The following is a 23224-nucleotide window of genomic DNA, read 5'->3' as shown; positions in this document are numbered from 1 at the left end:
TAGTCCGCACCAAACCGGAGGAGGGCTCGCATGACGAAGCGGATGTCGATTGTTCTGGCGCTGGGCGCCGCCATGCTGCCGCTCGCATCGGCCCTGGCCCGGCAGGACCAGGTCGTCGTCACGGCGGACGGATCGCCCTTCACCGTCGAGGAAGCGATGATCCCGATGCGGGACGGGGCCAAGCTCCACACCGTGATCCTGCGCCCGAAGAACCAGGCCGGGCCGCTGCCGATCCTGTTCAGCCGCACGCCCTATGGCACGCAGAGCCAGGCGCCGCGGGTGACGCCGCCGAGCTGGGCGGCGCTGGCGAAGGACGGCTATATCTTCGTCAGCCAGGACATGCGCGGCCGCTTCACTTCCGAAGGTGGTCCCTTCACTCTCTCGACCGAGATCCGGACCGGCAAGGGCGCGACCGACGAATCGACCGACGCCTATGATTCGATCGACTGGCTGGTGAAGAACGTGAAATCGAACAACGGCAAGGTCGGCATGATGGGCGTATCCTATCCCGGCTTCGCCGCCGCGGTGGCGCTCGCCCGGCCACATCCGGCGCTGAAAGCCGTAAGCCCGCAGGCCGCGTGGATCGATTACTGGATGAGCGACGATCTGCACCGATACGGCGCGATGCGGCTCAGCTATGCGACCGACTGGGTCTCCAGCCTGCAGATGGCGAAGGACAATTGGCAATTCCCCTATGACCGGTTCGACACCTATCAATGGTTCCTGGAGGCCGGATCGCCCGCCGATATCGAGGCGAAATATCTGAAGGGCGGCGCGCCACGCTACCAGGAGATGATCGACCATCCCGATTATGACGATCACTGGAAGAAGCAGCGCTGGTCCGACACGCTGAAGCGCACCACCGTCCCGACGCTGAACGTCGCGGGCTATTGGGACCAGGAGGATCCCTGGGGAAGCTGGCAGATCTTCGCCAAGCAGAAGCAGGACGATCCCAAGGGCCTGGCGCTGATGGTCGCCGGCCCCTGGGCGCACGGCACCTGGCATTCGCCCGCCAACGCACTCGGCCGCATCCCGTTCGGCGTCGACAGCGGCACCCAATTCATGGAGCAGGTGGAGGCGCCGTTCTTCGCCTATTGGCTCCACGGCAAGGGCGCCAAGCCGGACTATGCGCTCAAGAGCTTCCAGTCGGGTTCCTGGCAGTGGAAGACCTATGCCAGATATCCGCTGCCCGAGGCCAAGGCGACCAGCCTGTACCTCCACGCCGACGGCAGCCTGCGCTTCGACGCCCCGGCGGCGGGCGAGGCGTGCCGCGACTATGTCTCCGATCCGGCCCGCCCGGTGCCGTTCCGCCCGCATCCGATGTCCGCCACCTATGCGACGCCCGACTGGCGCTGGTGGGAGGCGGAGGACCAGCGCTTCGTCGACGACCGGCCCGACGTGCTCAGCTATGTCAGCACGCCGCTCGACGCGGACCTGACGATCACCGGCAATGTCGCCGCCAAGCTGATGGCATCGACCAGCGGCACCGACAGCGATTTCATCGTCAAGCTGATCGACGTCTTCCCCGAGGATTACGAGCAGCCCGCGCGCCAGCTCGGCGCCTATGCCAAGTCGCTGAACGGATACGAGCTGCCGATCGCGATGGAGGTCCGCCGCGGCCGCTATCTCCAATCGTTCGAGAAGGCGACGCCGCTGGTGCCGGGCCAGGTGACGGCTTGGGACGTGCCGCTGCGCGATCACGACCATGTCTTCAAGAAGGGCCATAGGCTGATGGTCCAGGTCCAGTCGAGCTGGTTCCCGGTGATCGACCGCAATCCGCAGAAGTTCGTGCCGAACATCTACAAGGCCAAGCCGGACGATTATGTGAAGGCGACGCAGAAAGTGTGTTCAGGCTCGGCGGTGGTGCTGCCGGTGGTGCGATAATTTTTTCAGCGGTCGCGCGATCGGGGTGCGACCGCGCCGCGATTGACTGCCGCCGGTTGACTCATTTGACCCGATTCGGGGGGTATTTTCCCTTCCGACTCGCGTCTTTGCCGATAATGAGAAAGAGCCGGCCGGAGGATTGCAGGCGAAATCCTACATTCCAAGCCCCCCTTTCCATCGACGCGCATCGCCAATCCTTCAGTCCGTCACCCCTTGTACCGGGGTCCACCAGGCGGCTGGGAGAGAAGCTGGAGGCGTGAGGGGCTCGCTCGCGGAGGAGTGGACCCCGGCACTTCGGCCGGGGTGACGATGGGGGTTCGTGGTTCCCCCCTCCGCGCGAATGTCGATCCGCTCAGCTCTTCAGCCGATACCCCGTCCGAAAGATCGCGACGATCAACCCCAGGCACAGGACCAGGAAGACGCCGGTGATCCCCAGGCTCCAGGCGATGTCGACATCGCCCTTGCCGAAGAAGCTCCAGCGGAAGCCGCTCACCAGATAGACGACCGGGTTGAACAGGCTGATCGTGTGCCAGGGCTGGGGCAGCATATCGATCGAATAGAAGGCTCCCCCGAGGAAGGTGAGCGGCGTCACCAGCAGCGCCGGCACGATATTGAGCTGCTCGAAGCCCTTGGCCCAGATGCCGATGATGAAGCCGAACATGCTGAAGGTGATCGAGGTCAGCAGCAGGAAGGCGATCATCGCCACCGGATGATCGATCCTGAGCGGCACGAACAGCGCCGAAGTCGCCAGGATGATCAGGCCGATCACCACCGATTTGGTCGCCGCCGCGCCGACAAAGCCGACCACCATCTCGACTGCGGAGATCGGCGCCGAGAGCAGCTCGAACACGGTGCCGGTGAATTTAGGGAAGTAGATGCCGATCGACGCGTTGGCGATGCTCTGAGTGAGCAGCGACAGCATGATAAGCCCCGGCACCAGGAAGCTGCCGTAATTCACGTCGCCGATATTGTGGATGCGGCTGCCGATCGCGCCGCCGAAGACGATGAAATAGAGCGAGGTGGTAATCACCGGCGTGACGACCGACTGCCAGAGCGTGCGCAGCGTGCGCGCCATCTCGAACCGGTAGATCGCCCAGATGCCGTGGAAATTGATGCCGGTCATGCCACGGCTCCTTCGTTCGAAGCTTCCTTGTGCTCGACCAGATCGACGAAGATGTCCTCCAGGCTCGACTTGGACGTATCGAGATCCCTGAAGCCGATGCCCATATCCGCCAGCTTGCGCAGCAGCGAGGGGATGCCGGTACGCTCGGCCTGCGCATCGAAGGTGTAGCGGAGGCTATGCCCCTCATCCTCCAGCGCGAGATGCCATTCGTCGAGATCGGCCGGAATGGTGGCAAGCGGCTCGACCAGCGTCACCACCATCTCGCGCTTGCCGAGCTTCTTCATCAGCGCGGCCTTCTCCTCGACCAGCAGGAGCTGCCCCTTGTTGATGACGCCGACGCGGTCGGCCATCTCCTCGGCCTCCTCGATATAGTGCGTCGTCAGGATGATCGTGACGCCGCGCTCGCGCAGCGATCCGATCATCTTCCACATGTCGCGGCGCAGCGACACGTCGACACCCGCGGTAGGCTCATCGAGGAACAGGATCTCCGGCTCATGGCTGAGCGCCTTGGCGATCATCACGCGGCGCTTCATGCCGCCCGAAAGCTCCATGATTTTCGAATCGCGCTTGTCCCACAGCGACAGATCCTTGAGCACCTGATCGCAATGCGCCTGATCGGGCGCCTTGCCGAACAGCCCGCGCGAGAAGCGCACCGTCGAGGCGACGGTGGAGAACATGTCGACCGCGATCTCCTGCGGCACCAGCCCGATGCGCGAGCGTGCCTCGCGCGGGGAGCGGATCGCATCATGGCCGTCGACCAGAATGGTGCCCGAACTCGGCGTGACGATGCCGCAGATGATCGAGATCAGCGTGGTCTTGCCGGCGCCGTTGGGGCCGAGCAGCGCGAAGATCTCGCCGCGCCTGATGTCCAGATCGACATGGTCGAGCGCCTTGTGGCCCGAGCCATAGGTCTTGCTGACCTGGCTGATGGACAGGATGGATTGCATGGGGAACCTTTGGCCGGAACGGAACCGTTACGTAAGGATGCACCCCTGGATCGGCAACCCGCAGGCGGCTATTTGCCCTTGCGCGCGGCGGCCACGGCCTCTGCCAGCCCCGCATAATCGCGCGCGCCATAGAGGATCTGGCCGCCGATCACCCAGCTCGGCGTGCCGTTCATCACCAGCTTCGCGCCGAGCTTGCGATTGCTGACGATCTCGTTCTGCACCGCCTGCGACTTGACCGACTTCTCGGCCAGCGCCTTGTCGAGCCCGGCCTTGCCGGCGGCGGCGGCGATGCCCTCCGCACTCGGCCCGGCGGCATAGAGCGCGTCGTGGAAGGCGCGGAACTTGCCCTGCTCGGCCGCGGCGAGCGCCCAGTGCGCGGCGACGACGCTCTCCTCCCCCAGCACCGGATATTCGCGATAGACGATGCGGACGTTGGGATCCTTCGCCAGCAGTTCGTCGATGCCGGGCAGGCTGGCGCGGCAATAGCCGCAGGCATAGTCCATGAAGGCGACGATGGTGACGTCGCCCTTCGGATTGCCTGCCCAGGCGCCGGCATAGGGCGTGCCCAGCGCCGCGAGATTCTGCGGCACGACCTTCTGCGCATCGTCCTGCGCCTTTTGCAGCCGCTGCGTCTCGCGATCCTGAAGGCGGTTCATCGCCTCGGGCAGGATCTCGGGGTGGTCGAGGATATAGTTGCGCACCACCGTCTCGATCTTCGCGCGATCGCCGGCCACGCCCGGGAACGCCGCCTGGATGGCGGCGAAGATCAGCGCGCCGAGCAGCGCCGACACGACAAGGGCGCCGGCCAGCGCCAGCGGATTGCGGAGAAGCCGGTTGCTCATTTCAGTTGCGTCCGCGTCCCTTGCGCTTGTCTTCGTCGACCGCGGTCTGCGAGACCATCTGGATGTCCTGCGCGCGGATCCAGTCCGACGAGCCCTGCGGCAGGCCGGCCATGGCGGCACGGGCGCTGACCAGGGCGGTGCGGGCATCGCCCATCAGGCTGGCGCGCTCGGCAGTGGCGAGCGCGGTGCGCGGCTCGTCGCCCTTGCGCTCATAGACGGTGCCCAGGTTGAACCAGGCGAAGGGATTCTCGTCATCGCGCGCCACCGCCTGGCGCAGGATGCGCTCGGCTTCGTCGAGATTGGCCTTGTCCTCGGTCGCGATCAGCGCGTGGCCGAAGGTGGTGGCGATCAGCGGCTGGTTGTTCGAGCGCGCGGTCGCTTCGCGTAAGGGCGCCAGCGCCTCGGCCGGCTTGCCCGATTCGAGCAGGATCTGCCCTTCGAGCTCGAGGAAATAGGGATCCTCGGGCGCGGACTTGACCAGCGCCGCCGTCTCCGCCGCCGCCTGATCGGGATAGCCCGATTTGTGATAGGCATAGGCGCGGGCATAATGGGCGGGCACCGAATTGTCGGTCTTGGGATAGATGCGCAGTGTCACTTCGGGTTCGTTGACATAACCGCGCAACTTGGCCTGGACGCGCTTGAAGCGGACCTCCAGCCCCAGGTCGAGCGGCTTGCTCCAGTTCGGCGAGCTTTGCAGATCGTGCTTCAGCGTCTCGACGCGATCGGGCGACATCGGGTGGGTCTGCGCGAAGGGATCGACCTCGGGATCGGTGGTGTAATAGCCGTAGCGGTGCATCTGCGCGGTCAGCTTGTCGAAGAAGCTGAGCATGCCCTTGCCGCTGATCCCGGCGGTGTTGAGGAACTTGGTGCCGGCGGCGTCGGCCGAGGATTCCTGGATGCGGCTGAACGCCAGATATTTGCCGATCGCGGCGCGCTGGCCCGCCATCAATATGCCGGTGCCGGCCTCGGGCGAGCCTGCCGCCATCGCCGCGACGCCGAGCAGCAGGCTGAGGATCGAGACATTGGTGTAGCCGCCGTCATTCTGGAACACGGCATGGCCGCCGACGATATGGCCGATCTCGTGCGCGATCACGCCCTGGACCTCGTTGGCATTGTCCGCCGCGTCGATCAGCCCCGAATGGACATAGACGATCTGCCCGCCCGCGACGAAGGCGTTGATCGAGCCGTCCTGGATCAGCACCACCTTGGCATTGGCGGGCGAGAGGCCGGCCGCCTTGAACAGCGGCCCGGCCATGTCGTTGAGCAGCGCCTCGGTCTCGGCATCGCGCAGCACGGACTGCGCGGCGGCGGGCCGGGCGGCGAGGCTGGTCAGGCACAACAGCGCCAGCAGCGTGGCGAGGCCCTTCAGGCGCGGCATCATCGACTCAAGACTCCTTGGCCGTTCGCTCTCTTAGCCCGGCGCTGAACCGGGCGTGAAGACGCTCGGGAGCGCGCGGCGGCCGGCCGCGCGCTCCCGGCATGTCACGCCCCGAAAGTCCGCTGCCACCAGCCGCGGCGCGGCGTGCCATCGCTCTCGGTCCCATCGGTGGAGGCTTCGGCCTGCGCCTCGGCGGTCTCGGCGGGCACGAGATCCTGCTCGATCGCCTCGCTCGCCGTCTCGGCGACGGGCTCGGCGGTCAGCGTCTCGGCCTCGGGAGCCGCGGCGGCCTTGCGGCGACCACCGCCACGCTTCTTCGGCGCCGGCTCCTCGGCGGCGACCACGGGCTCGGGCGCAGCTACGACCTCGGCTTCGGCGGCAGGCGCTTCGGCATCGGTCTTCTTGCGGCGCGAGCGCTTGGGCTTGGGCGCCGGCTCCTCGGCCACGGGGGCTTCCGCTTCCACGACCGGGGCTTCCACCACCACCGCTTCCGCGACCGGCTCGGCGGGCGCTTCGGCATCGGCCTTCTTGCGGCGCGAGCGCTTGGGCTTGGGCGCGGGCTCCTCGGCCGCCTCCACGACCGGCTCGGCCTCGACCTGCGGCTCGACCGCTTCGGCGGCTTCGCTCACCGGCTCGGCATCGCCCTCGGCGCCTTCGCCCTCGGCGGCATTGCCGCGGCGACCGCCCCGGCGACCGCGACGGCGACGCTTGCGCGCACGCTCGCCGTCCTCGCGCGCCTCGACGCTCTCGCCCTCGGGACGCTCCTCGCCCTCTTCCTGCTCGGCGACTTCGGCTTCGACACCGTCCTCGGACACTTCCGAAGCCTCTGCGCCGGCCTCATCGTCGCGACGGCCGCGTCCACGGCCGCGGCGGCGGCGGCGGCGCTTGCCACGACCCTCGCCCTCGCCTTCCTCGCGCTCGGGACGCGAAGGACGCTCCGAGGTCTCGGCCTCGGCTTCCGCCTCTTCCTCTTCCTCGTCGATCTCCTCGACATAATCGTCTTCGGGCTCTTCGATCAGCCGCTCGATCCGGGGCGCATGCGCCGGCGGCGGACCCGAGGCCTCGACCGACATGCGCGCGCCTTCCAGCTCGCCATCGGGCGCGACTTCGATCGTCACGCCATAGCGGTCCTCGATCTCGGCCAGCTCGCCGCGCTTGCGGTTGAGCACGTAGAAGGCCGCTTCCTGGCTGGCGCGCAGCGTGAGCTGCGAGCCGCGGCCGCGCGCCGCCTCGTCCTCGATGAGACGCAGCGCCGAGAGGCCGGCCGACGAAGCGGTGCGGACCAGACCCGTGCCTTCGCAATGCGGGCACTGGCGAGTCGAGGCTTCGAGCACGCCGGTACGCAGGCGCTGGCGGCTCATCTCCATCAGGCCGAAGGCCGAGATGCGGCCGACCTGGATGCGGGCGCGATCGTTCTTGAGCGCCTCCTTCATCGCCTTCTCGACCTTACGGACGTTCGATCCGTGATCCATGTCGATGAAGTCGATGACGACCAGGCCCGCCATGTCGCGCAGGCGGAGCTGGCGGGCGATTTCCTGCGCGGCTTCGAGGTTGGTCTGGGTCGCGGTCTGCTCGATCGAATGCTCGCGGGTCGAGCGGCCGGAGTTGATGTCGATCGAGACCAGGGCCTCGGTCGGGTTGATGACCAGATAGCCGCCGGACTTGAGCTGCACCACCGGGTGGTACATCGCCGACAATTGCTCCTCGACGCCGGCGCGCTGAAACAACGGCACCGCATCGGCATATTGCTTCACCTTGCGGGCATGGCTCGGCATCAGGAGCTTCATGAAGTCCTTGGCCTGGCGATAGCCTTCCTCGCCCTCGACGATCACTTCGTCGATGTCGCGATTGTAGATGTCGCGGATCGCCCGCTTCATCAGATCGCTGTCGCCATAGACGAGCGCGGGGGCGGAGGATTGCAGCGTCGTCTCGCGGATCCCGTCCCACAAGCGCGCCAGATAGTCGAAGTCGCGCTTGATCTCGACCTTGGTGCGCTGGAGCCCGGCGGTGCGGACGATGCAGCCCATCGTCGGCGGCAGCTTGAGGTCCGACATGATGCCCTTGAGGCGCTTGCGGTCCGCGGCCGACGAGATCTTGCGCGAGATGCCGCCGCCATGGGCGGTGTTGGGCATCAGCACGCAGTAGCGGCCGGCGAGCGACAGATACGTCGTCAGCGCCGCGCCCTTGTTGCCGCGCTCTTCCTTGACGACCTGGACCAGCAGCACCTGGCGGCGGCGGATCACGTCCTGGATCTTGTAGCGGCGGCGCAGGTTCATGCGGCGCTGGCGCAGCGCCTCGGCCTCGTCGCCATTGCCGCCGCGCTTGCGGCGCCCGCGACCGCGGCCGCCGTCCTCGGACGATTCCTCGCCCTCGGCGATCTCGCCGTCACCGTCCTCGTCGTCATGCGGACGCTCGAGAACCTCGACGCCCTCTTCATTATCATGGTCGTGATAAGAATCGTCGTCGCCGTCCTCGTCGCGCAGCGCGGCTTCCTGCGCGGCATGCTCGGCCTCTTCGGCCAGCAGCGCGTCGCGGTCTTCCTTGGGGATCTGGTAATAGTCGGGATGGATTTCGCTGAAGGCCAGGAAGCCGTGGCGATTGCCGCCGTAATCGACGAACGCCGCCTGGAGCGACGGCTCGACCCGGGTTACCTTGGCCAGATAGATATTGCCCTTGAGCTGCTTGCGCTCGGCGGACTCGAAATCAAACTCCTCGATCCGGTTTCCCTTGACGACGGCCACGCGGGTTTCCTCCCGGTGGCGTGCGTCGATCAGCATACGCATGGTCATTTAGTTTTCTCCAGGCGCGCCGGCCTGAGACCCTGAAGGGCTGGGGCGCGTGCGCGCGATATGCAATGCGGCCTTGGCCGGCGACGCCGGCTGCGGTCTCGCAGGTTTCGAAAGATGCCGTTGCCGCAGGGGCACGCACGGACCGGCGGTCCGATTGCTCCGCCACCATCCAGCCGCCGGCCGCGAAGGCCTGGCGATGCGGATGGTAGGGAAATTGCCTCATGCGAGCGTCAACCTGAACTGTCGCGGCGAATGTGGCCGCGGTATCATTACGGCACAAGGCCGGAACCCAAGCTGCGTAGCACCCCGCGCACGATGCGGCAACTGGGGCACCGCTTTCACGCAATTTGTTGTCCAGGCGGCACGATTTCGCCGCGACGCCTTACTTCACATCACTATGCGCCCGCCGGTTAGCATTGGGTTAACCACGGATATTAACCGCGATGTGAAGGGATTTGCCTATCCCGCCCCGCCTGGGATTTTTCTGACCTGACGGGTTTCGTAATGGATTTTGGCTGGACCCTTCGCCGGCAGGCACGGCATAGCGTGCGCGTGCTCTTCCTGCTCGCCCTGCTCTCCGGCTGGCTGACCGGTGCTCCGAGCTGGGCGGGCGCGGTGCAGACCGTGCGGGTGCATGGCGACCGCATCGTGGTTACTTTCGACGCGCCGGTTCGCGACGCCAGCGCCTTCCTGCTTGCCGCGCCGCAGCGCATCGCGCTCGACATCCAGGGCGCCGCGCCGGGCGCGAAGGCGCTTGCCGGCGGCGCGGTGGCGGCGATCCGCCAGGGTGCGCAGGGCGGCGACGGGGCGCGGATCGTGTTCGACCTTGCCCGCCCCGCGATCGTCACCGAAGGCGCTTTCGGCCCCGACGGGCGATCGCTCACGCTGCAACTGCGCACCGTCGACGATGCCAGCTTCGCGCGCGCCGCGGCCGAGCGCCGGCTGAGCTTCCTGCCGCCGCTCACCTTCCTCCAGCCTGCCAAACGCCATGGCTACAGCGTGTCGATGGCGATTCCGGCGCGCCTGCCGGCGACGGCGCTGCCGCATGTCTATGGCGATGCCAGCCGCCCGCTCGTGGTGATCGACGCCGGCCATGGCGGCCATGATCCCGGCGCGGTCTCGCCCTCGGGCGATCTGCGCGAGAAGGATCTGACGCTCAAGACCGCGCTGGCGATTCGGGACGCGCTGCTCGCCTCGGGCCGGGTGCGCGTGGCGCTCACCCGCGAGGACGATCGCTTCCTGGTGCTCCAGGAACGCTATGGCATCGCCCGGCGGCTGAAGGCCGATCTGTTCATCTCGATCCATTGCGACAGCGCGGGGAATGAGGACGCATCCGGGGCGACGATCTACACGCTCTCCGAAGTCGCCTCCGACAAGGAGGCCGCGCGGCTGGCGGCGCGCGAGAACAAGGCCGACGTGATCTCCGGCGTCGATCTGGGGACGCAGAATGCCGACATTTCCTCGATCCTGATCGACCTGACGCAGCGCGAGACGATGAACATGTCCGCCAGCTTCGCCCGGCTGCTCGGCCGCGAGGCGCAGCCGCTCATTCCGATCAAGGCCAATTATCACCGCATGGCATCGCTGATGGTGCTCAAGGCGCCCGACATGCCCTCGGTGCTGTTCGAGACCGGCTATATCTCCAACGCGAACGATGCACAGTTCCTCGCATCCGAGGATGGGCGGAAGAAGGTCGCCGAGAGCGTGCGCAAGGCAGTGGAGATCCATTTCGCAACCCGGCTGGCTGCGCGGTAGAGCCTTTAAAGCCCCTCCCCTTCAGGGGAGGGGTCGGGGGTGGGGGATGTCTCACCGAGACCTGCGCCGTATTACTGCCCCACCCCAACCCCTCCCCTGAAGGGGAGGGGCTAAGGATGCTGGCATCCCGGCGGAATCTTGCTAAACCGCGCTCCGCATGTCGGACGATGACACCCCCAGCATAAATCTGAAGATCAAGCGTGCGCCCGGCGGCGGCGTCTTCGCGCGCCTGCGCAAGCGCTGGTGGTTCCGCGTGCTGGCGGTGCTCGCCCTGCTCGCCGGGCTGATGGTGTTCCTCCTCTGGCTGCTCGTCGCGCGCAACCTGCCCTCGATCGACAAGCTGCGCACCTATGAGCCGCCGCTGCCGACCTATGTGCGCTCGGTCGACGGCCTGCCGGTCCACAGCTATGCGCGCGAGCGGCGCGTGCAGCTCAGCTATGCCGAATATCCGCCGCTGCTGGTCAGGGCCTATATGGCCGCCGAGGACCGCACCTTCTTCGAGCATCACGGCCTGGATTTCCCCGGCCTGGTGCGCGCCACCCTCCAGGGCATCGTGAGCGGCGAGACGCCGCGCGGCACCTCCACCATCACCCAACAGGTGGCCAAGAACCTGCTCGTCGGCAACGAGAGCAGCTATATGCGCAAGCTCAAGGAAGGCATCCTCGCCTGGCGCATGGAGGACGTGCTCACCAAGCAGCAGATCATGGAGCTCTATCTCAACTCGATCGAGCTCGGCCGCAACGCCGGCGGCGTCGAGGCAGCGAGCCAGGCCTATTTCGGCAAGGAGCTCGACCAGCTCACGCTGGCGCAAATGGCCTATCTGGCGATCCTGCCCAAGGGGCCGGCCAATTACGATCCCGATCGCAACACCCAGCGCGCGCTCGATCGGCGCAACTGGGTGCTCGGCCAGATGCTCCAGAACGGCTTTATCGACCAGGCGCAGCATGACGGCGCGGTCGCCGCCCCGCTCGGCACCGTGCCGCGCCAGACGCCGAAGTTCGAGCGCGTCGGCGGCTATTATATGGAAGAGGTCCGCCGCCAGCTCATCGACAAGTTCGGCGAGACCGACAAGGACGGCCCCTACAGCGTCTATTCGGGCGGCCTGTGGGTGCGCACCTCGCTCGATCCCAAGCTCCAGGAATATGCGCAGAAAGCCCTTCGGGACGGCCTGCTGCGCTATGATCGCGGCCGTGGCTGGAGCGGGTCGATCGGCCGGGCGGAGATCAAGTCGAGCTGGCAACAGGCGCTGCTCAACACCAATATCGGCGTCGATTACGAGGATTGGCGCGCGGGAATAGCGATCCAGCAGAGCGGCGCCGGCTGGCAGATCGGCTTCGACGACGGATCGACCGGCACCCTGCCCGAATATGCGGCGGCGATGCCGATCCGCGGCAAGGGCGGCCATGCCTTCGACGCGATCGAGGCCGGCGACATCCTCGCGGTCGCGCCCGAGGGCGGCGCCTGGGCGCTGCGCAACGTGCCCAAGGTATCGGGCGGCATGGTGGTCGAGGATCCGCGCACCGGCCGCGTGCTGGCGATGCAGGGCGGCTTCGATTCGCGCATCCAGGCGTTCAACCGCGCCACCCAGGCGCTGCGCCAGCCGGGCTCCACGATCAAGCCGATCGTCTATGCCGCCGCGCTGGAGCAGGGCATGACCCCTGCCTCGATCATCGTCGACGGCCCGTTCTGCGTGTGGCAGGGCGCGGGGCTGGGGCAGAAATGCTTCCGCAATTTCGGCAACATGCGCGGGGCGGGTCCGCACACGATGCGCTGGGGCATCGAGCAGTCGCGCAACCTGATGACCGTCCAGGCCGCCAACCAGACCGGCATGGATCACGTCGTCGACATGATCCAGCGGATCGGCGTGTCGAAGGGCAAGTTCCCGCCCTATCTCTCCTATGCGCTCGGCGCGGGCGAGACGACGGTGATGCGGATGGTCAACGCCTATTCGATCCTGGTCAACCATGGCCGCGCGCTCAACCCGACGGTGATCGATTTCGTCCAGAACCGCCGTGGCGAAGTGATCTGGCCCGAGAACTGGCGCGCCTGCGAAGGCTGCAACGCGCCCGACTGGAACGGCACGCCGATGCCGCGCCCGATCGTCCGCGCGCGCCAGATCGTCGATCCGCTCTCCGCCTATCAGATCGTCCACATCACCGAAGGCGTGATCCAGCGCGGCACCGCCACCGTGCTGCGCGACCTCGATCGCCCGCTGATGGGCAAGACCGGCACCTCCACCGGCCCAACCGACGTGTGGTTCGTCGGCGGCAGCCCGCAGATGCTCGCGGGTCTCTATATCGGCTATGACAGCCCCACCAATCTGGGCGGCTATGCCCAGGGCGGCACGATCGCGGCGCCGATCTTCAAGGAATTCGCGATTCCCGCCTATAAGGACATGGAGAAGATCCCCTTCATCGCGCCCGCCGGCATCCGCATGGTCCGCATCGACCGCGCCAGCGGCAAGCCCGTCCAGGGCAGCTGGCCGACCAGCGATCCGCTGTCGCCGGTGATCTGGGAAGCCTTCAAGCCCGAGAGCGAGCCGCAGCGCCGCCGCCGCGAAAACGATGCGGTGCAGGCCGATGCCAAGGCCGTGGAGAAGAAGGCCACGCCCCGCTCCGAAACCCAGAGCGACAGCGATTTCTTGCAACGTGAGGGCGGAATCTACTAGCGCGCCGCCTCCGTACCTATCTTGATGCCATGCCCGCCTGGGCGACGAATTTTGTTTTTGGAGAGTTTACGATGCGCGCCGAAGCGCAGGCACATGTCGACAAGGTCAACGCCGCGCTGGCGCTGCTGCGCCGGTTCCTCGATTGGGACCGTGCGCTGCGCCGGCTCGACGAACTGAACGCGCGGGTCGAGGATCCGACGCTGTGGAACGACGCGAAGGCGGCGCAGGACGTGATGCGCGAACGCCGCCGCCTCGACGAGGCGGTCTCCGCGACCCGGGCGATCGAGACCGAGCTGAACGACACCGTCGAGCTGATCGAGATGGCCGAGGCCGAGGGCGACGAGGAGATGGCGAGCGAAGGCACCGCCGCGCTCGCCACGCTCGCCGAACGCGCCGAGGTGGACAAGGTCAAGGCGCTGCTCTCGGGCGAGGCCGACGCCAACGACACCTATATCGAGATCAACTCGGGCGCCGGCGGCACCGAGAGCCAGGACTGGGCCGGCATGCTCCAGCGCATGTACACGCGCTGGGCCGAACGCCATGGGCTGAAGGTCGAGCTGATCGATTTCCATGCCGGCGAGCAGGCCGGGATCAAGTCGGCGACGTTGCTGGTCAAGGGCGAGAACGCCTATGGCTATGCCAAGACCGAGAGCGGCGTGCACCGCCTGGTGCGCATCTCGCCCTATGACAGCGCGGCGCGGCGCCACACCAGCTTTTCCAGCGTGTGGGTCTATCCGGTGATCGACGACGATATCGAGGTCAATTACAACGAGAGCGACCTGCGCATCGACACTTATCGCGCATCCGGCGCGGGCGGCCAGCACATCAACACGACCGATTCGGCGGTGCGCATCACGCACATCCCCACCGGCATCGTCGTCCAGTGCCAGAACCAGCGCTCGCAGCACAAGAACAAGGCCGAGGCCTATAACCAGCTCCGCGCCCGCCTCTACGAGCGCGAGCTGCAGATCCGCGAGCAGGCCGCCAATGCCGAGAACGCAAGCAAGACCGATATCGGCTGGGGCCACCAGATCCGCAGCTACGTCCTCCAGCCGTACCAGCTCGTGAAGGATCTGCGCACCGGCGTCACCTCGACCGCGCCCGGCGACGTGCTCGACGGCGCGCTCGATCCGTTCATGGCGGCCGCGCTCTCGCAGCGCGTGACCGGCGAGACGGTGGAAGTGGAGGACGTCGATTGATCGCTCTCGCGCGGTTCCTGGGCCTGGCCGCGACGCTGCTGCTGGCGGCGTGCGACGGCGGCCCGGCCAGTCCGCGCGAGGAGAAGCGTGAGGCGCATACCGGCTTCCCCGCCGCCGACCGCCCCGTCGCCACGATCGTCTCGGCGCGCTGGTCCAACGAGGAATCGCGCGACCGGCTGAACGAGGCGGGTCAGGTGATGAGCCTGGCGGGGATCAAGCCGGGCATGACCGTCGCCGATATCGGCGCGGGCGAAGGCTATTACACGATCCGCCTTGCCCAGCGCGTCGGCGACAAGGGCCGGGTGGTGGCCGAGGACATCGTGCCCGACGTCCGCGACGCGCTGGCGACGCGCGTGGTGCGCGAGCGGCTCAACAATGTCAGCGTGCGCCTGGGCCTGCCCGCCGATCCGCGCCTGCCCGAGGCCAGCTTCGATCGCGTGCTGATGGTCCATATGTATCACGAGATCGAATCGCCCTATGAGTTCCTGTGGCGGCTGCGCCCCTCGCTCACGCCGGACGGCCAGGTGATCGTGGTCGATGCCGATCGGGCGACCGAGAATCACGGCACCCCGCCCGAGCTGCTGAAATGCGAGTTCGCCGCAGTCGGATACAGGCTGGTCGCGATGCGGCCGATGCCCTCGGCGGGCGGCTATCTCGCCATCTTCGCCACCGAGGGCGAGCGCCCCGAGCCGAGCGCGATCCGCGCCTGCCGCACCGGCAAAACCGCGACGCCCGCGGCGATGACCGGCAGCGGCTCAGAGTAGCCCGAGCGCCCGGAAGCTGGCGGTCCCGCCGGGCGCCACCACCAGATGATCGACCAGCCGGACGCCCAGCGGATCGAGCACCCGCGCGAGCATCCGCGTCACCTCGCGATCGGCGCGGCTCGGCGTCGGATCGCCGCTGGGATGGTTGTGCGCCATCACCACCGCGAGCGGATTGAGCGCGAGCACGTCCGCCAGGATCGCGCGGAACGGCAGCTCCAGCCGGTCGACCGATCCGGTCCGCGCATGGCGCAGCGCCAGGAGCTGCTGGTCGTCGGCCAGATAGGCGAAGGCCGCCACTTCCGCCGCCTCCCCCGCCAGATCCGCGAACAGTGCCCCGGCCGAGACCGGATCGGCGATGCGGCAGGGCGCGGAGTGGGGTTCGAGCAGTATCATTTCGGGTAAGGTGACATCGTTGTCCCGGCGTCCGAAGCCGATCCTGATCCGATCCGGAGGCGCCTTTTGTCCACAACGGAGCAAAGCCCGGCGCTTGGCGCGAAGGCGCGGGGCGGCTAGGCTTCGGCCATGCGTCAATATCTCGACTTGATGGCTCGCGCGCTCCACCAGGGCGTGGAGACGATGGACCGCACCGGCACCGGCACGCTCTCGGTGTTCGGCCACCAGATGCGCTTCGACCTGGCCGAGGGCTTCCCGGTCCTCACCACCAAGAAGCTGCACCTGCGCTCGATCATCGTCGAGCTGCTCTGGTTCCTGCGGGGCGACACCAATGTCCGCTGGCTCCAGGATCGCAAGGTCAGCATCTGGGACGAATGGGCCGATCCGGAGGGCGAGCTGGGCCCGGTATACGGCAAGCAATGGCGCCATTGGGAAACCGCCGACGGCCGCGAGATCGACCAGATCGCCGAGCTGATCGAGACGATCCGCACCAATCCCGGCTCGCGCCGCCAGATCGTCTCGGCCTGGAACCCCGGCGAGCTCCACGCGATGGCGCTGGCGCCCTGCCACTGCCTGTTCCAGACGCATGTCGCGAACGGCAGGCTGAGCCTCCAGCTCTACCAGCGCTCGGCCGACATCTTCCTGGGCGTGCCGTTCAACATCGCCAGCTATGCGCTGCTGACGATGCTGCTCGCCCAGCAGGCGGGGCTGGAGCCGGGCGAGTTCATCTGGACCGGCGGCGACTGCCACCTCTATTCGAACCATCTCGACCAGGCCCGCGAGCAGCTCGCGCGCACGCCCGGCCCGCTCCCCCGCCTCGAAATCCTCCGCAAGGCGCCGTCGATCGACGCCTATGACTATGAGGATTTCGCGATCCACGATTACGCGGCACAGGCGCATATCAAGGCCCCGGTGGCGGTTTGATAACCTTCCACCTCGCCCGCGCCGACAACGGCGTGATCGGCCGTGACGGCAAGCTGCCCTGGCACCTGCCGGCGGACCTCAAGCGCTTCAGGGCGCAGACCATGGGCAAGCCGATGGTGATGGGCCGCAAGACCTTCGAGAGCTTCCCCAGCCCCTTGCCCGGCCGCCGGCATATCGTGCTCACCCGCGACCGCGGCTGGCGCGCCGAGGGCGCCGAAATCGCGCATACGCCCGAGGAGGCGCTGGCGCTCGCGGGCGACAATGTAGCGGTGATCGGCGGCGCCGAGATATTCGCGCTGCTGCTCGGCCATGCCGAGCGGATCGAGCTGACCGAAGTCCATATCGATGCCGAGGGCGACGCCGCCGTCCCCGCCTTCGGCCCGGGCTGGCGCGAAACCGCGCGCGAGGATCATGCGGGCGAAGCGGGGCGCCCCGCCTACAGCTTCGTCACCTTGGAGAGGGTGCCATGAGGAAAAGGATCCTGTGGGGGCTGGTCGTCGTCCTCCTGCTCGGCGCGATCGGCTTTTTCGGCATCGCGCCGGCCTATGTCGAATCGAGCATGAACAGGGTGGAGAAGACCGATCTCCCCAAGGTGACCGAACAGACCAGGGCGCTCCACGCCACGCTCCAGATCGCCGACATGCATGGCGACACGCTGATGTGGCGCCGCAGCCTGCTGAGCCGCGCCGGACGCGGCCAGATCGACCTGCCGCGGCTGATCGACGGCAATGCCGCGCTCCAAATCTTCTCCTCGGTCACCAAGACCCCGAAGCACCAGAATTACGACGCCAATGGCGACGATACCGACAACATCACCCTGCTCGCCATCGCCCAGCTCCAGCCGGTGCGGACCTGGGGCTCGCTGCTCCAGCGCTCGCTCTGGCACGCCGAGAAGCTCGACCGCGCCGCGCAAGCCTCGAACGGCCAGCTCCGCGTGATCCACACCCCCGCCGATCTCGACCGGCTGCTGGCCGATCGCGCCAAGGGGCAGAAAGTCGTCGGCGGCATGCTCTCGATCGAGGGGCTGCAGGATCTGGAGGGGCAGATCGGCAATCTCGACAAGCTCCATGATGCGGGCTTTCGCATGGCGGGCCTGGCGCATTTCTTCGACAACCAGCTCGCCGGATCGATGCACGGCATCCGCAAGGGCGGGCTCACCCCGCTCGGCCAGCAGGCGGTACGCCGGATGGAAGCGCTCGGCATGATCGTCGACGTCGCGCATTCGAGCCACGCCACGGTCGCCGAGGTGCTGGCGATGGCGCACCGCCCGGTGGTCTCCAGCCATGGCGGCGTCCAGGCGACGTGCAAGGTCAACCGCAACCTCACCGACGCGGAGATCAGGGGGATAGCCCGCACCGGCGGCGTGATCGGCATCGGATATTGGGACGCGGCGGTCTGCTCGACTGCCCCTTCCGCGATCGCCAACGCCGTCGCCCATGTCCGCGATCTGGTCGGCGTGGATCATGTCGGGCTGGGTTCGGACTTCGACGGCGCGGTGACCACCGGCTTCGATTCGTCGCAGCTCGTGGAAGTCACCCAGGCGCTGGTGAATCGCGGCTTCAGCCAGGACGAGATCCGCAAGGTGATGGGCGGCAACGTGCTGCGCGTGATCCGGGCGGGGATCGTGCCGAAACCCTGATCTTCCCCGGCGGAGGGAGGATTTGATTGCTGCGAATGCCCTCCCTATAGCCCCAAGCATGCAGCGGCTGGACGGCGGCTCGGCGGTTCCGCCTCCTTTCCGGGGCGCGATCGTTGCGCTCGGCAATTTCGACGGTTTCCATCTGGGTCATCAGGCCGTGGTCGGGCGCGCGGTGGCCGATGCGCATGCCGCCGGACGCCCGGCGATCGTCGGCACCTTCGATCCGCATCCGCGCCGCTATTTCCAGCCCCAGTCCGAGCATTTCCGCCTGACCACGCTCGATCAGCGCCAGCGCCTGTTCGCCGAGGCCGGCGCCGATGCGATGCTCGTCTTCCCCTTCGACGCCGCGCTGGCGAGCCTCAGCGCCCATGCCTTCGCCGCCGAGCGGCTGGTCGGGGCCTATGGCGTCGGCGGGGTGGTGACCGGCATCGACTTCACCTTCGGCAAGGCCCGCCAGGGCGATGTCGCGATGCTCGCCGCGCTGGGCGAGGAACTCGGCTTTTCAACGGTGGCGGTGCCGCCGGTGGCGCTGGGCGGCGAGACGGTCTCCTCCAGCCGCATCCGCGAGCATCTGAAGGCCGGCCGCCCGCGCGACGCCGCGGCGCTGCTCACCCGCCCCTTCGCGATCGAAGGCGTGGTGGAGGGCGGCGCGAAGCTCGGCCGCCAGCTCGGCTACCCGACCGCGAACATGCGCCTGACCCATTATCTGCGGCCTGCCTACGGCATCTATGCGGTGCGCGGGCGGCTGGCCGACGGGCGCGTGCTGGACGGCGTCGCCAATCTCGGCATCCGGCCGAGCTTCGATCCGCCGGTCGAGCTGCTGGAGAGCTATTTCTTCGACTTCTCCGGCGATCTCTACGGCCAGACGATCGAAGTCTCGCTGATCGACTATCTGCGGCCCGAGGCGAAGTTCGATTCGCTCGATGCGCTGAAGATCCAGATGGATGCCGATGCGGCGCGGGCGCGGGAGTCATTGGCTCGCACCTGAGTTTTCGCGCAACGACGCTACGATTTCATCCGATGTGGCCCGGTCACTCGCCACCAACGAACCATCGTTGCGCCTTCGCGCCGTCGTGCGAACAAAACCAGCCAAAGGGATGACTCAGGCCCTCACACCCGCTAATCCGCGCGCACTCATGAGCGACCAGACAGACTACCGCGACACCGTCTTCCTGCCGAAGACCGATTTCCCCATGAAGGCCGGCCTTGCCCAGAAGGAGCCGGCCATCCTGGAGCGCTGGGCGAAGATCGGCCTGTACGAGAAGCTGCGCGCGGCCCGCGCGGGCCGCGAGCGCTTCATCCTGCATGACGGCCCACCCTATGCGAATGGCGACATTCACATGGGCCATGCGATGAACAAGATCCTCAAGGACATCGTCGTCCGCTCGCAGACCCTGCTCGGCAAGGACGCGCCCTATGTCCCCGGCTGGGACTGCCACGGCCTGCCGATCGAGTGGAAGGTCGAGGAAGCCTATCGCGCGAAGAAGCTCAACAAGGACGAGGTGGACCCGGTCGCCTTCCGCGCCGAATGCCGCGCCTATGCCGAGAAATGGGTCGCCGTGCAGCGCGCCCAGTTCGAGCGGCTGGGGGTGATGGGCGACTGGAGCGACCCGTACCTCACGATGAAGTTCGAGAGCGAGGCGATCATCGCCGGCGAGCTGCTGAAGTTCGCCGAGAGCGGCCAGCTCTATCGCGGCGCCAAGCCGGTGATGTGGTCGCCAGTCGAGAAGACCGCGCTAGCCGAGGCCGAGGTGGAATATGAGGATGTGGTGTCGACCCAGATCGACGTCGCGTTCGAGATCGTCGAGGCGCCCAACGCGCCCGAGCTGGTCGGCGCCCATGCGGTGATCTGGACGACCACGCCGTGGACGATCCCGGTGAACCAGGCTTTGGCCTATGGGCCAGAGGTCGAATACGTTGATTGTCTGATTTCGAAGGCCGTTCACTCGACCGATGACGGCATCGACAAGAATTGGGACGTTATTCAGCGCGAGCTGAAGTCTCAAATGCGCATCTTGATCGCCAAGGATTTGGCGCAGTCGTTCCGCAACCGCTGGGCACCCGATGGCTCTTCGCTTTTTCAGGTAAGCGAAAAGACCATAAAAGGCTCCCAACTCGCCGGCGCCGTAGCCCGCCATCCGATGCACCATCTCGGCGGCTTCTTCGCCAAGCCCCGCCCGTTCCTGCCCGGCGACTTCGTCACCACCGACGCCGGCACCGGCCTCGTCCATATGGCGCCGGACCATGGCGAGGACGATTTCCTGCTCTGCAAGGCGCATGGGATCGATCCAGTGTTCGCCGTAGAGGCGGACGGCAAATATCGCGCCGACTGGCTCTGGCCGGAGGACAAGTCGCTTTCGGTCATCAACAAGAAGCTGCTCGCGCCGGACGGCCCCATCTGCAGCGATCTCCGGGCCGTCGGCGCGCTGCTTTCGGCGCGCAACGATGAAAGCACCCGCCACAGCTACCCGCATAGCTGGCGGAGCAAGGCGCCCATCATCTTCCGCGCCACCCCCCAATGGTTCATCCCGATGGACCGCTCCACTAGCCCCTCCCCCTCGGGGGAGGGGTTGGGGGTGGGGCCTGGCCGTCTCATCGAGACCGACGTGTCTGGGGCACTGCCCCACCCCAACCCCTCCCCTGAAGGGGAGGGGCTTGCGCGCTCCAACGGCGCCACCCTGCGTGGCATCGCGCTCGACGCGATCGAGCATACCCGCTGGGTGCCCGAGCGCTCGATCAACCGCATCCGCGCGATGGTGGAGGGGCGCCCGGACTGGGTCATCAGCCGCCAGCGCGCCTGGGGCGTGCCGATCGCGCTCTACGTCAACCGCGCGACGGGCGACTATCTGCGCGATCCGGCGGTCAACGCCCGCATCCTCGACGCCTTCCGCGCCGGCGGCGCCGATGCCTGGTTCCAGGCCGATCACCAGGCGCTGCTCGGCCCCGATCATGCGCTCGCCGATTATGAGGTCATCACCGACATCCTCGACGTCTGGTTCGATTCGGGCTCGACCCACAGCTTCGTGATCGAGAAGCGTTTCGGCGAGGGCGTCCGCGCCGACCTGTATCTCGAGGGATCGGACCAGCATCGCGGCTGGTTCCAGTCGTCGCTGCTGGAGTCCTCCGGCACGCGCGGCCGCGCGCCCTATGCCGCAGTGCTGACCCACGGCTTCGCGCTCGACGGCAATGGCCGGAAGATGTCGAAGTCGCTCGGCAACGTCGTCGATCCGCTCAAGATCATCGGCGAGAGCGGCGCGGACATATTGCGCCTCTGGGTCGCGCAGACCGACTATTTCGAGGACGTCCGCATCGGCAAGGAAGTGCTCGCCGGCACCGGCGACACCTATCGCAAGCTGCGCAACACCTTCCGCTACCTGCTCGGCGCCCTGGAAGGCTTCGACGATGCCGAGAAGCTGCCCGTCGCCGAGATGCCCGAGCTGGAGCGCTATATCCTCCACAAGCTCGCCACGCTCGACGCCGAGCTGCGCGCCGCCGCGAGCGATTTCGAGTTCAACCGTTACAGCCGCGCGCTGACCGATTTCGCGAACGAGGATCTCTCGGCCTTCTTCTTCGATATCCGCAAGGACTCGCTCTATTGCGACGCGCCTTCGGACCCGAAGCGCCGCGCCTATCGCACCGTGCTGGACCTGCTGTTCCACGCGCTGGTCCGCTACGCCGCGCCGATCCTGGCCTTCACCGCCGAGGAAGTGTGGCAGGCGCGCTTCCCGAGCGAGGACGAATCGGTCCATATGCTCGAATGGCCGCTGCTGCCCGAGCTTGGCGGCGCGCTCACCGCCGACTGGGCCGAGGTCCGCGCGCTGCGGGTTCGCGTCACCGAGGCGATCGAGCCCTATCGCCGCGAGAAGCAGGTCCGCTCCAGCCTGGAGGCCGAAGTCACCGTCCCCGAGCTGCCGCTGTCGGGCGACGACCTCGCCGAACTGTTCATCGTATCCTCGGTGACGAAAGGCGACGCCATCACGGTGACGCCCACCGATCGCCACAAATGCGGCCGATGCTGGCGCCATCTTCCCGAAGTCGCGGAAGACGGGATGCTGTGCGACCGCTGCGCCGGAGTGTTGGGCAAGTGAATGTGACGCGTTGGATCGGCCTTGGCGTGGCGCTGCTGGTGTTCCTGCTGGACCAGTTCGCCAAATTCTACGTCACCGGCCCGCTGGGGCTGAACGTGCAGGATGCGTCGCTGACCGTCCTGCCGATCTTCGACCTGCGCTTCGTCAAGAATGTCGGCGTGTCGCTGGGGCTGCTGCCCGCGAGCGGGGCGACGATGCGCTGGCTGCTCGTGGCCATGACCGGCGCGATCGCGGCGGGCGTGCTCTGGTGGATGCTGCGCGAGAGGAAGCGGCCCGATGTGATCGCGCTCGGCCTGGTGCTGGGCGGCGCGCTGGGCAACATCCTCGATCGCTCGCGGCTTGGCTATGTCGTCGATTTCGCCGATCTGCATTTCGGCGAATGGCGCCCATTTCTGGTCTTCAATGTCGCCGATGCGGCGATTACCATCGGCGTGCTGATCCTGTTGATCCGCGCCCTGTTCGTGCGCGATAAAGCGGCCAAGTCGCCGGCCCCTCTGGAGAATGAAGTCAATGCGTAAGTTTATCACCATTGCGGCGGGCGTCGCGCTCGCGGCCTCGCTCTCCGGCTGCGGCAAGAAGGGCTATGACCGCGTCCGTCCCGACGAATTCGCCGTAGCGCGCCAGGCGCCTTTGGTGATCCCGCCCCCCTTCCCCCCTCCCCCCCCCCCCCCCCCCCCCCGCCCCCCCCCCCCCCACCCACCGCCCCCCCCGGCCCCCGGGGGGGGGGGGGGAGGGGGGCAAAACCCCCTGGGCGGAGGGCGGGGGCAGCACAACCGGGAAGCTGGTGGGCGAGCGCACCAGGGGCTGGTCCTTAAGCCCGCCGATCGGCGG

The 23224-nt window shown here is 67.2% G+C and carries 17 protein-coding genes and 1 pseudogene; 12 read left to right on the top strand and 6 right to left on the bottom strand.

Annotated features, from left to right (window positions below):
- Positions 1–30 precede the first annotated feature (30 nt).
- Positions 31–1884 carry a CocE/NonD family hydrolase gene (locus HB724_RS12470; protein WP_213981269.1) on the top strand — a complete coding sequence of 618 codons (1854 nt, stop codon included), beginning with the start codon at positions 31–33 and terminating at the stop codon, positions 1882–1884.
- A 352-nt stretch (positions 1885–2236) separates the two neighbouring features.
- On the opposite strand, the gene HB724_RS12465 is transcribed toward HB724_RS12470, so the two are convergent.
- The 5 genes from HB724_RS12465 to HB724_RS12445 all read right to left on the bottom strand — a co-directional run bounded on the left by HB724_RS12465 (position 2237) and on the right by HB724_RS12445 (position 8963).
- On the bottom strand, positions 2237–3007 hold the full coding sequence (locus tag HB724_RS12465) for an ABC transporter permease (protein WP_213981268.1): 771 nt from the start codon (positions 3005–3007) through the stop codon (positions 2237–2239).
- A complete protein-coding gene (locus tag HB724_RS12460) occupies positions 3004–3954 on the bottom strand; it encodes an ABC transporter ATP-binding protein (protein ID WP_213981267.1) in 951 nt (316 codons plus the stop codon). Before HB724_RS12460 ends, HB724_RS12465 begins: the two co-directional genes overlap by 4 nt.
- Before the next feature lie 68 nt (positions 3955–4022).
- Positions 4023–4796 carry a thioredoxin domain-containing protein gene (locus HB724_RS12455; protein WP_213981266.1) on the bottom strand — a complete coding sequence of 258 codons (774 nt, stop codon included), beginning with the start codon at positions 4794–4796 and terminating at the stop codon, positions 4023–4025.
- A gap of 1 nt (position 4797) precedes the next feature.
- Positions 4798–6174 (bottom strand): M48 family metalloprotease, encoded by a 1377-nt coding sequence (locus HB724_RS12450; protein WP_213981303.1) that lies wholly within the window; start codon positions 6172–6174, stop codon positions 4798–4800.
- Between the two features lie 104 nt (positions 6175–6278).
- The gene (locus HB724_RS12445; protein ID WP_218625178.1) at positions 6279–8963 is read right to left on the bottom strand and encodes a ribonuclease E/G; all 2685 of its coding nucleotides are present in this window, start codon (positions 8961–8963) and stop codon (positions 6279–6281) included.
- 504 nt (positions 8964–9467) lie between these two features.
- Here HB724_RS12445 and HB724_RS12440 point away from each other — a divergent pair.
- The 4 genes from HB724_RS12440 (at position 9468) to HB724_RS12425 (ending at position 15349) form a co-directional block, all read left to right on the top strand.
- Positions 9468–10718, top strand: coding sequence for an N-acetylmuramoyl-L-alanine amidase (locus HB724_RS12440; RefSeq protein WP_213981265.1), 1251 nt, complete (start codon positions 9468–9470; stop codon positions 10716–10718).
- Between the two features lie 157 nt (positions 10719–10875).
- Positions 10876–13386 (top strand): transglycosylase domain-containing protein, encoded by a 2511-nt coding sequence (locus HB724_RS12435; protein WP_213981264.1) that lies wholly within the window; start codon positions 10876–10878, stop codon positions 13384–13386.
- A 71-nt stretch (positions 13387–13457) separates the two neighbouring features.
- Positions 13458–14585: a peptide chain release factor 2 gene (gene prfB, locus HB724_RS12430; RefSeq protein WP_213981263.1), complete on the top strand. Its 1128-nt coding sequence runs from the start codon at positions 13458–13460 to the stop codon at positions 14583–14585.
- On the top strand, positions 14585–15349 hold the full coding sequence (locus tag HB724_RS12425) for a methyltransferase domain-containing protein (protein ID WP_213981301.1): 765 nt from the start codon (positions 14585–14587) through the stop codon (positions 15347–15349). Before prfB ends, HB724_RS12425 begins: the two co-directional genes overlap by 1 nt.
- Here the strand turns inward: HB724_RS12425 and HB724_RS12420 are convergent.
- The gene (locus tag HB724_RS12420; protein ID WP_213981262.1) at positions 15341–15742 is read right to left on the bottom strand and encodes a JAB domain-containing protein; all 402 of its coding nucleotides are present in this window, start codon (positions 15740–15742) and stop codon (positions 15341–15343) included. The two genes, HB724_RS12425 and HB724_RS12420, sit on opposite strands and share 9 nt — an antisense overlap.
- A 129-nt stretch (positions 15743–15871) precedes the next feature.
- Here HB724_RS12420 and HB724_RS12415 point away from each other — a divergent pair, with 129 nt between their 5' ends.
- From HB724_RS12415 to HB724_RS20500, 7 genes and pseudogenes are all read left to right on the top strand, one after another.
- Positions 15872–16666, top strand: a complete 795-nt coding sequence (locus HB724_RS12415; RefSeq protein ID WP_213981261.1) for a thymidylate synthase — start codon at positions 15872–15874, stop codon at positions 16664–16666.
- Complete coding sequence (locus HB724_RS12410) at positions 16663–17136, top strand: dihydrofolate reductase (protein ID WP_213981260.1); 474 nt, start codon at positions 16663–16665, stop codon at positions 17134–17136. The genes HB724_RS12415 and HB724_RS12410 overlap by 4 nt, the downstream gene beginning before the upstream one ends.
- The gene (locus tag HB724_RS12405; RefSeq protein ID WP_213981259.1) at positions 17133–18305 is read left to right on the top strand and encodes a dipeptidase; all 1173 of its coding nucleotides are present in this window, start codon (positions 17133–17135) and stop codon (positions 18303–18305) included. The genes HB724_RS12410 and HB724_RS12405 overlap by 4 nt, the downstream gene beginning before the upstream one ends.
- A 58-nt stretch (positions 18306–18363) precedes the next feature.
- Positions 18364–19293, top strand: a complete 930-nt coding sequence (locus HB724_RS12400; RefSeq protein ID WP_213981258.1) for a bifunctional riboflavin kinase/FAD synthetase — start codon at positions 18364–18366, stop codon at positions 19291–19293.
- A gap of 148 nt (positions 19294–19441) precedes the next feature.
- The gene (gene ileS, locus HB724_RS12395) at positions 19442–22393 is read left to right on the top strand and encodes an isoleucine--tRNA ligase (protein ID WP_213981257.1); all 2952 of its coding nucleotides are present in this window, start codon (positions 19442–19444) and stop codon (positions 22391–22393) included.
- Between the two features lie 2 nt (positions 22394–22395).
- Entirely contained in the window at positions 22396–22911 is a 516-nt protein-coding gene (lspA, locus tag HB724_RS12390; RefSeq protein WP_346344726.1) for a signal peptidase II, read from the top strand.
- Positions 22904–23044: pseudogene (locus HB724_RS20500) on the top strand (DUF3035 domain-containing protein); the annotation flags it as partial. The gene lspA and the pseudogene HB724_RS20500, both read left to right, overlap by 8 nt.
- Positions 23045–23224 lie beyond the last annotated feature (180 nt).

It is taken from the genome of Sphingomonas sp. dw_22 (genome assembly GCF_018449795.1).
In the GTDB taxonomy this organism is placed as follows: Bacteria; Pseudomonadota; Alphaproteobacteria; order Sphingomonadales; family Sphingomonadaceae; genus Sphingomonas.
The sequence above is the reverse complement of the archived record's forward strand: the minus strand, read 5'-3'. Positions and strand labels throughout refer to the sequence as shown.

What these genes read in the sequence shown, in the direction of transcription:
- HB724_RS12470 (WP_213981269.1), top strand. Translation starts at nt 31, where the DNA reads ATGACGAAGCGGATGTCGATTGTTCTGGCGCTGGGCGCCGCCATGCTG.
- HB724_RS12465 (WP_213981268.1), bottom strand. Translation starts at nt 3,007, where the DNA reads ATGACCGGCATCAATTTCCACGGCATCTGGGCGATCTACCGGTTCGAG.
- HB724_RS12460 (WP_213981267.1), bottom strand. Translation starts at nt 3,954, where the DNA reads ATGCAATCCATCCTGTCCATCAGCCAGGTCAGCAAGACCTATGGCTCG.
- HB724_RS12455 (WP_213981266.1), bottom strand. Translation starts at nt 4,796, where the DNA reads ATGAGCAACCGGCTTCTCCGCAATCCGCTGGCGCTGGCCGGCGCCCTT.
- HB724_RS12450 (WP_213981303.1), bottom strand. Translation starts at nt 6,174, where the DNA reads ATGCCGCGCCTGAAGGGCCTCGCCACGCTGCTGGCGCTGTTGTGCCTG.
- HB724_RS12445 (WP_218625178.1), bottom strand. Translation starts at nt 8,963, where the DNA reads ATGACCATGCGTATGCTGATCGACGCACGCCACCGGGAGGAAACCCGC.
- HB724_RS12440 (WP_213981265.1), top strand. Translation starts at nt 9,468, where the DNA reads ATGGATTTTGGCTGGACCCTTCGCCGGCAGGCACGGCATAGCGTGCGC.
- HB724_RS12435 (WP_213981264.1), top strand. Translation starts at nt 10,876, where the DNA reads ATGTCGGACGATGACACCCCCAGCATAAATCTGAAGATCAAGCGTGCG.
- prfB (WP_213981263.1), top strand. Translation starts at nt 13,458, where the DNA reads ATGCGCGCCGAAGCGCAGGCACATGTCGACAAGGTCAACGCCGCGCTG.
- HB724_RS12420 (WP_213981262.1), bottom strand. Translation starts at nt 15,742, where the DNA reads ATGATACTGCTCGAACCCCACTCCGCGCCCTGCCGCATCGCCGATCCG.
- HB724_RS12415 (WP_213981261.1), top strand. Translation starts at nt 15,872, where the DNA reads ATGCGTCAATATCTCGACTTGATGGCTCGCGCGCTCCACCAGGGCGTG.
- HB724_RS12405 (WP_213981259.1), top strand. Translation starts at nt 17,133, where the DNA reads ATGAGGAAAAGGATCCTGTGGGGGCTGGTCGTCGTCCTCCTGCTCGGC.
- HB724_RS12400 (WP_213981258.1), top strand. Translation starts at nt 18,364, where the DNA reads ATGCAGCGGCTGGACGGCGGCTCGGCGGTTCCGCCTCCTTTCCGGGGC.
- ileS (WP_213981257.1), top strand. Translation starts at nt 19,442, where the DNA reads ATGAGCGACCAGACAGACTACCGCGACACCGTCTTCCTGCCGAAGACC.